The organism is Corynebacterium breve (genome assembly GCF_030252165.1).
Classification (GTDB): Bacteria; Actinomycetota; Actinomycetes; order Mycobacteriales; family Mycobacteriaceae; genus Corynebacterium; species Corynebacterium breve.
Genome location: NZ_CP126969.1, coordinates 1,335,411 through 1,347,999, shown reverse-complemented (window position 1 = coordinate 1,347,999; position 12,589 = coordinate 1,335,411). Strand labels below are relative to the sequence as shown.

General features: G+C 57.9%; 18 protein-coding genes. 10 read left to right on the top strand and 8 right to left on the bottom strand.

The genetic code is table 11. From position 1 onward, the window contains the following. Positions 1 to 33 precede the first annotated feature (33 nt). On the bottom strand, positions 34 to 327 hold the full coding sequence (locus QP027_RS06640; RefSeq protein ID WP_284823467.1) for a YciI family protein: 294 nt from the start codon (positions 325 to 327) through the stop codon (positions 34 to 36). 66 nt (positions 328 to 393) lie between these two features. Here QP027_RS06640 and pgsA point away from each other — a divergent pair, with 66 nt between their 5' ends. The 6 genes from pgsA to QP027_RS06610 all read left to right on the top strand — a co-directional run bounded on the left by pgsA (position 394) and on the right by QP027_RS06610 (position 3,990). Beyond that, entirely contained in the window at positions 394 to 960 is a 567-nt protein-coding gene (pgsA, locus tag QP027_RS06635) for a CDP-diacylglycerol--glycerol-3-phosphate 3-phosphatidyltransferase (protein WP_284823465.1), read from the top strand. 1 nt (position 961) lies between these two features. After that, positions 962 to 1,501 carry a CinA family protein gene (locus tag QP027_RS06630; protein ID WP_284823463.1) on the top strand — a complete coding sequence of 180 codons (540 nt, stop codon included), beginning with the start codon at positions 962 to 964 and terminating at the stop codon, positions 1,499 to 1,501. Between the two features lie 23 nt (positions 1,502 to 1,524). After that, positions 1,525 to 1,890: a helix-turn-helix domain-containing protein gene (locus QP027_RS06625; RefSeq protein WP_284826968.1), complete on the top strand. Its 366-nt coding sequence runs from the start codon at positions 1,525 to 1,527 to the stop codon at positions 1,888 to 1,890. Between the two features lie 81 nt (positions 1,891 to 1,971). Beyond that, positions 1,972 to 2,799 (top strand): PspA/IM30 family protein, encoded by an 828-nt coding sequence (locus QP027_RS06620; protein ID WP_284823461.1) that lies wholly within the window; start codon positions 1,972 to 1,974, stop codon positions 2,797 to 2,799. Positions 2,800 to 2,983: 184 nt separating this feature from the next. Continuing rightward, positions 2,984 to 3,376: a serine hydrolase gene (locus tag QP027_RS06615; RefSeq protein WP_284823460.1), complete on the top strand. Its 393-nt coding sequence runs from the start codon at positions 2,984 to 2,986 to the stop codon at positions 3,374 to 3,376. Further along, a complete protein-coding gene (locus QP027_RS06610) occupies positions 3,298 to 3,990 on the top strand; it encodes a serine hydrolase domain-containing protein (RefSeq protein WP_349293188.1) in 693 nt (230 codons plus the stop codon). The genes QP027_RS06615 and QP027_RS06610 overlap by 79 nt, the downstream gene beginning before the upstream one ends. Positions 3,991 to 4,035: 45 nt before the next feature. Here the strand turns inward: QP027_RS06610 and QP027_RS06605 are convergent, their stop codons facing one another. The 4 genes from QP027_RS06605 to QP027_RS06590 form a co-directional block, all read right to left on the bottom strand. Next, positions 4,036 to 4,851 (bottom strand): AAA family ATPase, encoded by an 816-nt coding sequence (locus QP027_RS06605; protein ID WP_284823458.1) that lies wholly within the window; start codon positions 4,849 to 4,851, stop codon positions 4,036 to 4,038. After that, the gene (locus tag QP027_RS06600; RefSeq protein ID WP_284823455.1) at positions 4,848 to 6,257 is read right to left on the bottom strand and encodes a TnsB C-terminal domain-containing protein; all 1,410 of its coding nucleotides are present in this window, start codon (positions 6,255 to 6,257) and stop codon (positions 4,848 to 4,850) included. Before QP027_RS06600 ends, QP027_RS06605 begins: the two co-directional genes overlap by 4 nt. 35 nt (positions 6,258 to 6,292) lie before the next feature. Further along, positions 6,293 to 6,901, bottom strand: a complete 609-nt coding sequence (locus QP027_RS06595) for a recombinase family protein (RefSeq protein WP_284823453.1) — start codon at positions 6,899 to 6,901, stop codon at positions 6,293 to 6,295. A gap of 213 nt (positions 6,902 to 7,114) precedes the next feature. Then, entirely contained in the window at positions 7,115 to 7,624 is a 510-nt protein-coding gene (locus tag QP027_RS06590) for an adenylyl-sulfate kinase (protein ID WP_284823451.1), read from the bottom strand. A gap of 134 nt (positions 7,625 to 7,758) precedes the next feature. Between QP027_RS06590 and QP027_RS06585 the strand changes: the two genes are divergently transcribed. Next, positions 7,759 to 8,322, top strand: coding sequence for a nucleoside/nucleotide kinase family protein (locus QP027_RS06585; protein WP_284823449.1), 564 nt, complete (start codon positions 7,759 to 7,761; stop codon positions 8,320 to 8,322). 144 nt (positions 8,323 to 8,466) lie between these two features. Here QP027_RS06585 and QP027_RS06580 read toward each other — a convergent pair whose 3' ends face one another. Genes QP027_RS06580 through QP027_RS06570 form a run of 3 tightly spaced genes read right to left on the bottom strand, consistent with a single transcriptional unit; the run spans position 8,467 to position 10,348 of the window. Next, positions 8,467 to 9,081, bottom strand: coding sequence for an energy-coupling factor transporter transmembrane component T family protein (locus tag QP027_RS06580; protein WP_284823447.1), 615 nt, complete (start codon positions 9,079 to 9,081; stop codon positions 8,467 to 8,469). Further along, positions 9,078 to 9,767 (bottom strand): energy-coupling factor ABC transporter ATP-binding protein, encoded by a 690-nt coding sequence (locus QP027_RS06575; RefSeq protein ID WP_284823446.1) that lies wholly within the window; start codon positions 9,765 to 9,767, stop codon positions 9,078 to 9,080. Before QP027_RS06575 ends, QP027_RS06580 begins: the two co-directional genes overlap by 4 nt. 11 nt (positions 9,768 to 9,778) lie before the next feature. Beyond that, positions 9,779 to 10,348 carry a biotin transporter BioY gene (locus QP027_RS06570; RefSeq protein WP_284823445.1) on the bottom strand — a complete coding sequence of 190 codons (570 nt, stop codon included), beginning with the start codon at positions 10,346 to 10,348 and terminating at the stop codon, positions 9,779 to 9,781. A 90-nt stretch (positions 10,349 to 10,438) separates the two neighbouring features. On the opposite strand from QP027_RS06570, the gene QP027_RS06565 reads away from it, so the two are divergent. From QP027_RS06565 to recX, 3 genes are all read left to right on the top strand, one after another. Then, positions 10,439 to 10,654 carry a DUF3046 domain-containing protein gene (locus QP027_RS06565; RefSeq protein WP_284823443.1) on the top strand — a complete coding sequence of 72 codons (216 nt, stop codon included), beginning with the start codon at positions 10,439 to 10,441 and terminating at the stop codon, positions 10,652 to 10,654. A gap of 191 nt (positions 10,655 to 10,845) precedes the next feature. Beyond that, positions 10,846 to 11,976, top strand: a complete 1,131-nt coding sequence (gene recA, locus QP027_RS06560; protein ID WP_284823441.1) for a recombinase RecA — start codon at positions 10,846 to 10,848, stop codon at positions 11,974 to 11,976. Continuing rightward, on the top strand, positions 11,976 to 12,566 hold the full coding sequence (gene recX / locus QP027_RS06555; protein WP_284823440.1) for a recombination regulator RecX: 591 nt from the start codon (positions 11,976 to 11,978) through the stop codon (positions 12,564 to 12,566). Before recA ends, recX begins: the two co-directional genes overlap by 1 nt. Positions 12,567 to 12,589 lie beyond the last annotated feature (23 nt).

The following is a 12,589-nucleotide window of genomic DNA, read 5'->3' as shown; positions in this document are numbered from 1 at the left end:
AGCTAGGGAGGGCATTTGTCGTCGACAAGTTTTTTAGTCTTGGAAGACGTTCATCACGGGGTTCCATTCGCGGATGCTACGTCCCGCGAGCGCGTTTTCAGTATGGAATGGATCGCTGTCCATAAGCTCGGCAGCATCGTCGACGGTGGCTGGCTCATCTAGGCGGATGATGATTAAAGCGGATCCCAAGCCGTCGGTGTAAGGACCAGACCCGACGAGTTTTCCTTCGTCGAGAAGCTTGCCCAAAAATTCGCGGTGGGTCGGGCGGAGAGCGACGATGTTCTCGTCCTCGTTGGCGTAGGTGTAGTGCACTGCAAAGTATTTCATGGTTTGAGTCTAGCTATGGTGGGGTAGCAGTGAGGGGAAAATCCGCAGACGAGTAAGGTGAAAGCCGTGGAAGACGCAACGAAGAACACCGAGGCAGGCGAGAAGCCTTCAAATTTTAATCTGCCCAATGTGCTGACATCGATGCGCATTCTCTTCATCCCAGTTTTTGCGTGGCTTGCGTTGACGCAGCAGTGGTGGTGGGCGTTCGGCGTGTTTGTCGCCTTGATGATCACCGACAAACTCGACGGTGACATCGCTCGCGCTCGAGGGCTGGTGACTGATTTCGGAAAGATCGCCGATCCGATCGCGGATAAAGCGCTTATGATTACCGCGCTGATTTCGTTGAACATTGCGTCGACACTGCCGTGGTGGATGACAATAGTCATTGTCATTCGCGAACTCGGAATTACCTTTTGGCGCATGGCCTTGCTGCGCCAAGGAAAGGTCGTTCCTGCTTCCAAGGGCGGTAAGATTAAAACAACGTTGCAAGCCGTTGGCGTGGGCATGTACTTGTGTCCGTTGCCGGACTGGATGGACATTCCGACCTATCTCGTCATGCTGCTTGCAGTAGTGGTCACTGTAGTGACTGGTGTTCAGTACCTCATCGATGGTCAACGCGCGAATAGGAAATAGTATGTCTCAGGCACAATTGCTTATCGACGAGCTCGTAGCCCACAACCAAACGATCAGTTTTTGCGAGTCGCTCACCGCAGGTCTGGCGTGCGCAACTGTGGCCGATGTCCCTGGGGCCTCACAGGCGCTACGCGGTGGCTTGGTCACATACGCAACAGATCTGAAGGCATCCGTGGCTGGAGTTTCCCAGTCGGTATTAGACGACCATGGTGTGATCTCTCCCGAGACCGCGCGTGAGATGGCGCGCGGCGTGCGCCGGGTGTGCGGCTCCACCTGGGGCGTATCCCTGACCGGGGTGGCCGGACCAGATGAACAAGACGGGCACCCAGTTGGCGAGGTCTATATCGGAATCTCCGGCCCAGCCTGGACAGCTGCTTGGCCTGCCGGTGAGGTGGTTGATCCGGCTTTGGCGCAGTTCCGATTGTCGTCGGCGAACGCAACCCCGATTCATGTGCTCACTGGATCGCGCGATGATATCCGCAAGAATGCAGTTGCAGCTGCGATCAATGGAATCCTCCGCGTCGTGCGGGAACAAAAGTAGGGCATTGTCCGTTGAACATCATGATGGCAACTACAACAGCACTTTTAGAAAAACCGACTCTGGGAACCGAGCTCATTGATTCTCCAGTGCCTTCAGTGCAACAACCTGAGCCACTGTTGAGAGAAGCTCTTGGTTTGTCCCTCCGTGCCTTCCGTGCGGACAAAGGGGTTACCCTTCGTGAACTGGCGCAGCGCGCACGTGTGTCGCCGGGCTACCTGTCTGAACTGGAACGTGGCAGGAAAGAAGTCTCGTCTGAACTGCTCGCTGCGGTGTGTAATGCACTTGGCACTACGGTGGCCGAAGTCCTTGTCGAGGCGGCACAAAACATGACTCTGCAATCCATGGCAGAGGAGCTCGCACAAACTTCTCCTGCTGCAGCGGAAGCGTAGCTAGGCTCGCTCCGCTACTATGGAACCGCAACAAGAGTTGAAACGAAACTTTTTCCTTCACGAAAGGTCGGATTAACCGAGATGGCTAACCCATTCAGCAAACTGTGGAACTACCTCATGGCCCTCTTCGATTCTAAGATCGAAGAAAACGCCGACCCGAAGGTACAGATTGAGCAGGCCATCGGTGAAGCTCAGCGTCAGCATCAGGAGCTGTCCCAGCAGGCAGCTGCCGTCATTGGCAACCAGCGCCAGCTGGAAATGCAGCTGAACCGTCGACTTGGCGATATCGAAAAGCTGCAGGCAAACACCCGTCAGGCGCTCGAGCTTTCCGACAAAGCACGTATGGAAGGCGACGAGAAGAAGGCAACCGAGTACGAGAACGCTGCGGAAGCTTTCGCTGCGCAGCTGGTGACCGCTGAGCAGAGTGTCGAGGACACGAAGCAGCTCCACGACCAGGCACTGCAGCAGGCACAGCAGGCAAAGAACGCTGTTGAGCGCAACTCCATGGCATTGCAGCAGAAGGTCGCTGAGCGCTCCAAGCTGCTGAGCCAGTTGGAGCAGGCAAAGATGCAGGAGAAGGTGTCCGAGTCTTTGAAGTCGATGAACTCGATCACCTCCGGCTCCACTCCTAACCTGGATCAGGTTCGCGACAAGATTGAGCGTCGTTACGCAGATGCGCTTGGACAGGCTGAACTCGCTCAGAACTCTGTCGAAGGACGTATGGCAGAGGTTGAGCAGGCAGGCATCCAGATGGCCGGTCATTCTCGCCTCGAGCAGATCCGCGCGGAAATGAAGGGTGGCGCTCTTGGCTCCGGCGAGAAGCCAGCAATCGAGGGCGGCAACGCGAATAACTCCCCGGTTTCTGATTCTGCAGTTGAGCAGCGTATGCGCGAGCTTCGTGGCGAGTAGTTTTTAGCGTCAAATTCTTTCGGCCCGCTTTCTCTTGGTGAGGAAGCGGGCCGAAAGTCTTTGGGAGTATTGGCAATGAGGCTAGTCTGTGACTTTGTCCGCTAAATGGCGTGACATTTTGATCGCTGTGTGGCGCCCTCAGAGTGTCCACTCGTGAGACGCGTCGCCGGTAGGGTGAACAGGTATGAAACCCACCTGTCTCACAAACGCATCAACGACAGACGGTGACACCGCTCTGGCAGGCCTTCTACTCAACTCCTTGCCGCTCAACCGCCCCGTCTATGCCGCCTGTCTCGCCACAGTCGGCCCGGCAGGCGCTCGCATCGCCACGATCGGGTGCGACCTGCAGAAAACGTTCCACATCGGTTCAATCAGCAAAGCCCTCAACGGCTTGATCTACACCGACATGGTGCAGACCAGGCTGATCTCACCGCACGACCGGCTCGAAGACTACCTCCCCCTGGCCGGAACAGCTGCCGGTGAAGCGACTTTGGAGTCCTGTCTGACCCACACCTCAGGACTGCCTGCCACCGGCGGGGAATCCGCTCAGCAGCCCGAGCGCTCAGTGCTGTACTGACAGGTGGTGATCCACAACCCGAGAACCTCGCCGATCTGATGAACCAACTTCGCCGATCGCGTGTCCGTCATGCCGGGCGCTTCAGCTACTCCAACCTCGCTGCCTCAGCATTGGGCCACGCGTTAGCGGCCGCCGACGGGGCGGACTACCCGACGCTGGTGCGAAACAGGCTGACGATACCGCTGGGGTGTTCACGCCTGCGCGCTCAGCAACCTGCACAGCGAAACCTCCCGCATGACCTCAACGCTGTCACCGTGTGGGGCACTGACCAACTGCCCTGGACCGGGCAAGGCTATGGACCGGCCGGAGTGATCAGGGGAAGCGCCCATGATTTCGCCACGGTCATGTCAACCCTTCTCGCCGATGACTGTGTCTACGAGGATGCTTTCCGAGTGCGCTTCACTGATGACACTGAATCTGTCGCGGCGGGGTGGTTTGTTGAAGACAAATCCGATCGACCCCTGGTGTGGCACAACGGTTACGCCTCCGGATTCGGCGCTCACATGGTGCTGGATCGCCAGCGCCGACGAGGGGCGTTCATCTCGGTGGTCAGCCCGTATCCCGACGCGGACATCGAGCCCGTCGCGATGACAATGCTGGATGCGGCGGTGTAAGCGACATCCTCTGTACGAGGCCACGACGACAGCAGGACGTTCTCGTCAGTGCCCGAGGACCAGGGTGCTGGCAGCAGCCTCAATGACATCGTCGGTGATGGTCTCCAACTCGTTGATCTTCAACACCCGCTTGATCTGGGGGAACAATCGCTCCACTACGCGGAAGTTGCCGCGGGTCAGTCGCTCGATCGCGGCGATGGCTTGCGCATCTGTGAAGTCCTCCGGGTCCAGTTCTCTACCTAGGCGCTTGTAGTGCCGGTTCAGCACGAACAGCAGCTCGTCTTTGCCCAGGGCACGGTAGCGATGAGAGAAGCCCAACCGGCTGAACAACTGGGGGTAGTGCCGGAAGCGCTGGTCAATGCCGGGCATGCCGATGAACATGATCGCCACACCGTCACGATCATGGATGTCGCGCAGCATCTCCAGGGCGGTGGGAGGCAATCGTTCTGCCTCATCAATGATAATCAGTTGGGTGAGCTTCTCACCACTGGATCTGCGCATGTGGAGCCTGTCTCGCTGCCCGGTGGCCATCAGATGCTCCATGATGCAGACATCGAGTTTGCCCTGGTAAAACTCGATATCCTTGATCAACGTCCGGTACTTCGGTTGGACCTCAGGGGTGCAGAACACCGTGCGGGCCCGGTGGGCTGCCGCGTAGATGGCCAGGTCTGATTCACTGCGCGGTCCCCATTCATCGATGAACGTGCCCAGGGTGTCCCAGTGGGCGTACCGTCTGGCGGACTGTGTTTTGCCGACTCCTGCCTCGCCGTGGCAGATGCCGATGGTGGTGTCTTTTCGGATGGCGTTGGCGAACTCGACGAAGCGACGGTGCTCTTTGGTGACAATGAAATCGCGGCTCATGGTGACAGGTCCTCTTCATAGGTCCGCAGGCGAGATGCACGGTCACGCGGAACTGGCGTTTCGGCGTTCACAGGCCCAAGGGCTGGTGGTCGTGGTTCGTGGGTAGGGATGCGATCGTTGATTTCGGCACGTAGTTGACGTCGTCGGCGTCGACGAGCGGCCTGGATATCTGCCAGGCTGTAGCGCTGGTTGGGGTGGTCTTCATCCACGGCGACGCACAGCAACGTGTCGTGGTCGTAGACCCGGATCTCGGAGAGATCCCTCGGGTCGTAGCGGATGGTGACGTCATGGCCGACAAAAGGTGCCAGGGTCGGACTGAGGTAGCGCTGTCCTTGGAAGTGGATGCCGTCTCGCTGCACCCGGCGGTGGGTGGAGACCCGCAGCAGGAGCCCGTCGAGTTCTTCCAGGTTCTCTGGCATCCTGGGAATCCATCCCCGTCCGATCCACGCGGCCTTCGGGCTGGTGTTGATTGAAGAATGCGTGCGTTGGTTATAGCTGCTGATGAACTCGCCGACAGCGGTATCCAGGCTTGTCAGGTCCAGTACGGGGTGTGGGTTTCGGACGCCAGGGGCGAGGTGGCCGGGCAGGGTGGTGAGCAGTTCGGTGTTGACGGTGCTGAAGAACCGCTCGATCTTGCCGCGCCCCTGCGGACGGGCAATAGTTGAATGGATGATCCGGATCTTCAGCGCTGTCGTGGTGTATGTGATGTGGCCACTGGTGAAGTCGGAGCCGTGATCGACATAGAGGACGTCGGGAATACCGCACATCGCCCAAGTGGGGTCTGTTTTCCGCCAGATAGCTTGGCGTAGTGCCAGGGCGGTGTTCATCGCTGAGGGCGCGGTGGTGGTGACCATGTAGCCGCACACTGCCCGGGAGTAGTCGTCGATGATGATGGTGAGCCAGGGGCGAGTCGGCGTGCCGTCCGGGTTCTGGATGAGAATGTCGAGTTGGGTGTGATCGGCCTGCCAGATGGAGTTGGGGCGTTCAGCCCGGTGCCGGTAGACGAGTTCGTGTCGATCCCGGTAGGACGCCGGGCCCTCCAAGGCGAGGGTGACCATCGCCGGGTCAAGCGCTTGGATGATGCCACGCACCGTGGCGTAGCTGGGTGGTTTCACCGATAGTTGCTGTGCTCGGGAGTTCACCAGGCGGTGCAGGGCGGCCATCGATGGCCGTGGCCTGGTGAGCCCGAGGTGTTCTATGTAGGCGACCAGTTCCGCGGATATGCGATGTGCCCCGGCATCGGATCGTGTGGTGGTGCGCAGACCGTGGATTCCGTCGGCCCGGTAGCGGGCAGCCCACCGGGATAGAGTGCGGGTGCTGATGCCGGTGGACCGTGCCAGGTCGGTCAGGGTGATGCCGTCTTCGATGTGCAGGCGAAGGATCTCCCAGCGCTGCATCTCGTCCATCACCATCACCTCACGACCTGGTCATTGTGCCCGCATCAGGCGGGCAGTGCTGACTGTCGTCGTTTAGCACCCTGCAGATGCCGGTACAGTGTTGCCCTCGACCAGCCGACCATGCTCGCGGCGTCTCCGGCACTACGGCCTTTGGCTCTCTCCTCGGCGACGATAGCGAGCTTGCGGTCGACCACCTCTGGATCCACAGGTGGTCGGCCGAAGCGGGTGCCCTGGGCTTTCGCTGCGGCGATGCCGGCGTTGACGCGTTCGGTGATCAGTTCTCGTTCGTACTCAGCCAGAGTCCCCAGCATCCCGAGCATCAGCCGACCCGAGGACGTCTCCGGGTCGATGCCGTCAGAGACCGACTTAATCTTCACCTCTCGTTCGCGCAGCAGGTTCACCGTGTTGAGTACGTCGAGCAGGGATCGGCCCAGCCGGTCGATGCGCCACACCACCACCGTGTCACCGGGTTGGGCATAGGCGAGAAGTTTCTTCATTCCGGGACGCTCGATCGCATTCTTCGCCCCGGAGGTGACATCGCTGAAGACATCACGGTTCTGGACCCCGGCGGTGACCAAGGCGTCGTGTTGAAGTGTCGGATCCTGACCGACGGTGGATACCCGGGTGTAGCCCAACAGTCTCATACCCACCATCATGCCTCACTAAATCCCAGCATGGAAGAAGGCGGGACACTTTTCGGTGAGACAGGTCGGTAAGACATTTTTCGTGTTGGTTTCCGCAGGAGCCGCGGATTTTGAGATGCTCGTTGTGCGTGTCTTGTAAACCTTTTGGTTTAAGAGGCGCCCACACTTGGAGCTAGGAACATACACCGTTTATATGTTTTTTGCGGACGGAGATGTATGCGGTCACCACCCAAGGATCTGAATGATCTTTTCGGCGATGTCGTCGGGCTCTAGGGTGTCGGTGGCGATTCGGTGAGCGGCGCTTGGAGATCGAGCGTCGAGGAACCGGGCCGCCCGTGCGCTCCTGCTGACATGTTCACTCAGGCTGTCGCCTTGTTCGCGGCGCCCCAGTCTCTCTTCCGTTGTCTTATCAGATGCTTGCAGCAACACGGAGGTTACTTTTGTCTCTTCCCCCAGTGCCCAGGCAAGCTTGTCTGCTTCCAGAACACTGACGGTGTTGGTGTAGATCAGCCGGCGATACCCGTCGGCGGCGTAGTTGTTCCACATGGCCCTGAGGTTTCGCTCTGCCATCTGCTGTTCCCACGGTGCCGGATATGCGAGATCGAGCGCATCGCCCTCGATGACGGCGTGCTGGACACCACGTGCTGACAGTAGGTCATGGAGGGCGAAGGCCACGGTGGATTTTCCTACACCGGATCGCCCTCCGATCAGAAGCATATGCGCGCTGTTCATGAGCTCATGATGCCATGTCCGGAGGTCGGAAAACGGTCAATGGTTTCTCTACCTAGTGATGTCATGATCTTCTCGCGTATGTGGCAGCAGGCCACTTCGAGTGAGCCAGGGGTATTGAAAGGTAAACTGGCCGCATGCAGCAGACTCAGCCACACGTCATATGGATCAACGGTGCGTTCGGCTCAGGCAAGACGACGGCAGCGAAGTTGTTGGCCCAGAAAGTTCCCGGTGCGGTGATCGTGGATCCTGAAGAGATCGGGGCTCTTCTAAGACCTGTTCTTCAGCCGGTGGTGCCAGTCCACGACTTCCAGGAGTGGCCTGCGTGGAGGAAACTTGTGGCTTCTACGCTTAACGCTGTCCTCCGGGAGTTGCCGGAAGACAGCCCTATGATCATCGTTGTCCCTCAGACTGTGACGGTGGAGGACTACTGGTCGGAGATTACTTCAGACCTTGATCCATCAGTCCGACTCACGCCTGTGGTACTGAACATCGACCTGGTAGAACACCGACGCCGCGCAGAAGAGGACACCGAAGAGCCTGATGCTCTGCGATGGCGGCTGAACAACTTCCCAGTCTCTCAACAGTCGGCATGGCTCCGACGCGCGTTTACCGACATCGACGTTTCCTCGTTGACCCAAGAACAGACGGTCGCAGCTATCAGGGCGGTGGCGTTCCCTCCCGACCCTGAAGCCGTGTGAGGGGCAGGGCACGATCGGATACAAAACCTCATGCCCCTCTATATATCGCGACCCCGTTTAAGATGACAGCTTTCGGTGACGTGTCGGGCCTGCACGCCACAGAGCGATCACAGAACCACGCCATATAACGATCACATTCACAGGCTAGTCGCCGACGCCTCGGGCCATAAGTGCCTCGCCAAGCTGTCGAGCACGACGAATGCTGCGAATGACCACGGGAGTGCCAAAAGCCGCAACGCTGAATCCGGCGCCGCGAGCTTTGCGGGCCTCGAGAACCTCGTTCACCGTGGACAGCATTAACGGGATCAGCCGAATTGTGAGAGACAGAGCCAGGCTAATAGTCTCCACGGGAAGCCCGAAACGCTCGAAGGGGCGAAGCGCACTCTCTAGAGATTCCATAAGCTCTGCAATGGTCGTGGTTAGCGTGAGCAAAGTCGCGGCAGCCACAGAGGCAAAAAGACCTACAACCAGAGCCACTGCTTCGAACCATGATGCCTGCCAGACCTGGAACGCTCCGATGATCAGCAAGAACGGTAGAACAGGAAGTGTCTGCTCTGCGGCGGTTCGAAGGGGAATACGCGCAATAAGATACCCAATGACGACGATCGCGAGCGCGATGCCAGCTTGCGTGGGTGTTTTGGCCCAAATGGCCACGACGATGATGAAAGCAATCAGACCAACGAGCTTGGCTGATGCGGGCAAACGGTGGATGGCCGAGTTGCCCGGCACGTACGCGCCTAGTGGGATGGATTGGATCATGATCGTTGTTCCATGCGATCAACGTAAAACTCGATTGCGTCTGCTGCGGGGCCATCAAAGACAAGCGACCCGTCGTCGAGACAGATCACGCGCTCGTAATCCGCGACCAGTTCTAGATCGTGTGTGACTACAACCAACTGCTGGTCAAGCGCGGCAAATTCACGTGCGATTCTGCGCCGATTTCTCAGATCAAGCAGCGTTGTGGGTTCGTCGGCGATGATCGTGGCAGGGTTGAGCACCAAGACCGAAGCTAGTGCGAGAAGTTGTTTCTCTCCGCCGGACAGAGTGTGCGGGGAGTGGTCGGCGAGTTCTTTGAGATCGAAACGCTGCATGACGGCTTCCACTTTGGCATCTCTTTCCTCTTTGGGAAGCTTCATGCGGCGCAGAGAAAAAGCGATATCATCGGCTACTCGTGGCATCACGATTTGGGATTCTGCATCGGAAAATACGAACCCGACGTTCTTGCGAATCTCTTTGCCGTGGGTGGCAGTGGAAAGGTCGTCGTAAAGCACTGTGCCGGAGGTAGGATCGACAAGGCCGTTAATCATGCGCGCAAGGGTGGACTTGCCGGATCCGTTTGCACCGATGATGCCGATCCGATGTTCGCTGAGCGTAAGCGATATGGGGGCGAGCACGACGCGATCGTCATACTCAACGCTTACCTGATCAAAAGTGATGGTGGGCACAGCGAGAGGGCCTACTTACGACGAGCGAGATCAGGGAACGCTTGGTGCACGGCAAGAGCGATGATCACCATGACTGCAACCTTCGCGGAATCCGGAAGAAGGAACGGCACCTGCGCTACCGCAGCCGCAGCAAGGTCCATGTCAGCGCGGAACATCAGGCCGAGCGTGCCACAACCGTATTGGCAAGCGAGTCCCGCGATTCCTGCCAGGATGAACCAGACAACGCGAGTAGCGGGCTTGGATTTCACGCCGGCGTAGGCAATCGCGCCAGCTACGAAAGCCGAGACGAGGTAGCCCACCAAGTAGCCGACAGTCGGGCCCGCGAGCGCGGCGAGCGTTGTGCGGCCACCAGCGAGGACGGGGATGCCGATGAGGCCGAGTGCGAGGAAGAGTAAAGCCGAGAGGAAGCCTCGGCGTGCACCTAGCACCAAGCCCGCCAGAATTACGGCGGCATTTTGCAACACGATGGGCACGCCTGCGGTGCCAACGGGGATGGAGACGAAAGCGAGGACAATAATCAGGGTCGCGAAGACTGCAATATATGCTAAGTCGATAGCAGTAGAGTTCTTTGTGTTTGTCATGAAACATTACTCTACTTGAACACTGTTCAAGAGGAGTAATTGACGTGGCAGAGCGCGGGTAGAGGGTGTACCTCGCGTATATTTGGGGCCATGCGTTTGACTGAATTTCGCCAGCTGATTGAGGATGAATTTGGCAGCCAAAAGGGGGAATGGATTGTGCACTCCCATGTCGTTTCCGGGCTGGGTGCAACCTCGGAACAGTTGATCGAAAGAGGAGTCGACCCCCGGCAAGTCTGGGAGGGGCTGTGTGAAGATTTTGATGTTCCCGAAGAGCGCAGGCTAGGTGTCGATCGGCCGGGGGAGTAGGCAAAATATAGACACGCCCCGACAACGCTCGCTTTCGAACATGCGTGCGTGTACATTCGAACTTGTGTCGGGCGAAATCCCTACGATGTGATTTGTCGCTATGGGAACCGCAGCCCGTGTTCCGCAGTCTAATAGGGTGAAAGCCCGCAGTTAAACACCAATAAATCTGAACTAGTAAAGGAACTCTTAGCATGGCAGTAAAAAAGAAGGCCGCCGCTTCCGCAACCGGAGATCGCCAGAAGGCGCTCGATGCTGCAATGGCGATGATCGAAAAGGATTATGGCAAAGGCGCCATCATGAGGCTTGGCGACGACCAGCGCCCTCCGATCCAAGTTATTTCCTCTGGTAACACTGCAATCGACGTTGCGCTGGGACTGGGTGGATGGCCACGTGGACGAATCGTCGAGATCTACGGCCCAGAATCTTCCGGTAAGACAACTGTTGCGCTGCACGCGATCGCTCAGGCGCAGCGTGCCGGCGGCATCGCTGCCTTCATCGATGCCGAGCACGCGCTGGACCCTGATTACGCAAAGAAGCTTGGAGTGGATACCGACAACCTGCTCGTGTCCCAGCCGGACACAGGCGAGCAGGCGTTGGAGATCGCAGACATGCTTGTCCGCTCTGGAGCAATCGACATGCTGGTGATTGACTCGGTGGCGGCACTGACTCCAAAGGCGGAAATCGAAGGCGAAATGGGTGATTCTCACGTTGGTCTTCAAGCTCGTCTCATGTCCCAAGCGCTGCGCAAGATGACAGGTGCTCTGTACAACACCGGCACTACCGCGATCTTCATTAACCAGCTGCGTGAGAAGATCGGCGTCATGTTCGGCTCCCCAGAAACCACTACCGGTGGTAAAGCACTGAAATTCTATTCTTCGGTTCGCTGCGACGTCCGACGCATTCAGACCTTGAAGGAAGGTCAGGATGCGATCGGTAACCGTACCCGTTTGAAGGTTGTAAAGAACAAGGTTTCCCCTCCTTTTAAGATTGCGGAGTTCGACATCATGTACGGCGAGGGTATTTCCCGCGAATCGTCGATTATCGACATGGGTGTAGATAACGGAATCGTGAAAAAGTCGGGTTCGTGGTATACCTATGAAGGCGATCAGCTTGGCCAGGGTAAGGAAAAGTCACGCAACTTCCTTAAAGAGAATCCCGAGATTGCCGACGAAATCGAGACCAAGATCTTCCAAAAGCTAAAGATCGGCGAATTTGCCGAAGTAGATGATGCTCTTACCGACGATCCCGTCGACATGGTTCCAAACATCGACTTTGATGATGATGAAGCCGATGACATGAATCTGGAGCAGCCTGCGAAGTAGTGAACACGCCCGATCCAGACAAGCTTGCCAAGCTTCAGGCAGCGCTTGAAGCCTACGAAGCAGGTGAGACTTCCGACCTATTCGACCACGCTGGTGAGGAAGCTCGAGCGCCGATCAGGAAACGCGCCCTTGGTCTACTTGATCAACGAGCGCGTTCACGCGCCGAGCTTCGCGAACGCCTAGTGAACGCTGAGTTCGACCCCGAGCTTGTCGACGATGTCTTGGAAAGCTTTGAACGCAATGGGCTTATCGACGACAGCGCATTCGCACACGAGTGGGTGCGGCAACGAGCTGCCCGCCGAGGTAAATCGTCGCGTGCACTCGATTTGGAGTTACGAGACAAAGGCGTCGCCCCACATGTACGAGCTGAGGCCTTGAGTCAATTAAGCCAGTCCGACGAAGAATCGATCGCACTTGCCGTGGCAGAAAAGAAGGCGCGGGGTGTGCGGGAAGCGCCACAGGATAGGGCTGAATACGACAAGGTTTTGCGCAGGATTGTCGGCGCGCTTGCCCGACGGGGATTCGGAGCCTCTATGAGCTTAACGATCGGACGACGGGCGCTGGACGCGCGGATCGCTGAGTTGGAATAGGTGTAGTTAGGACTCACCCGTGA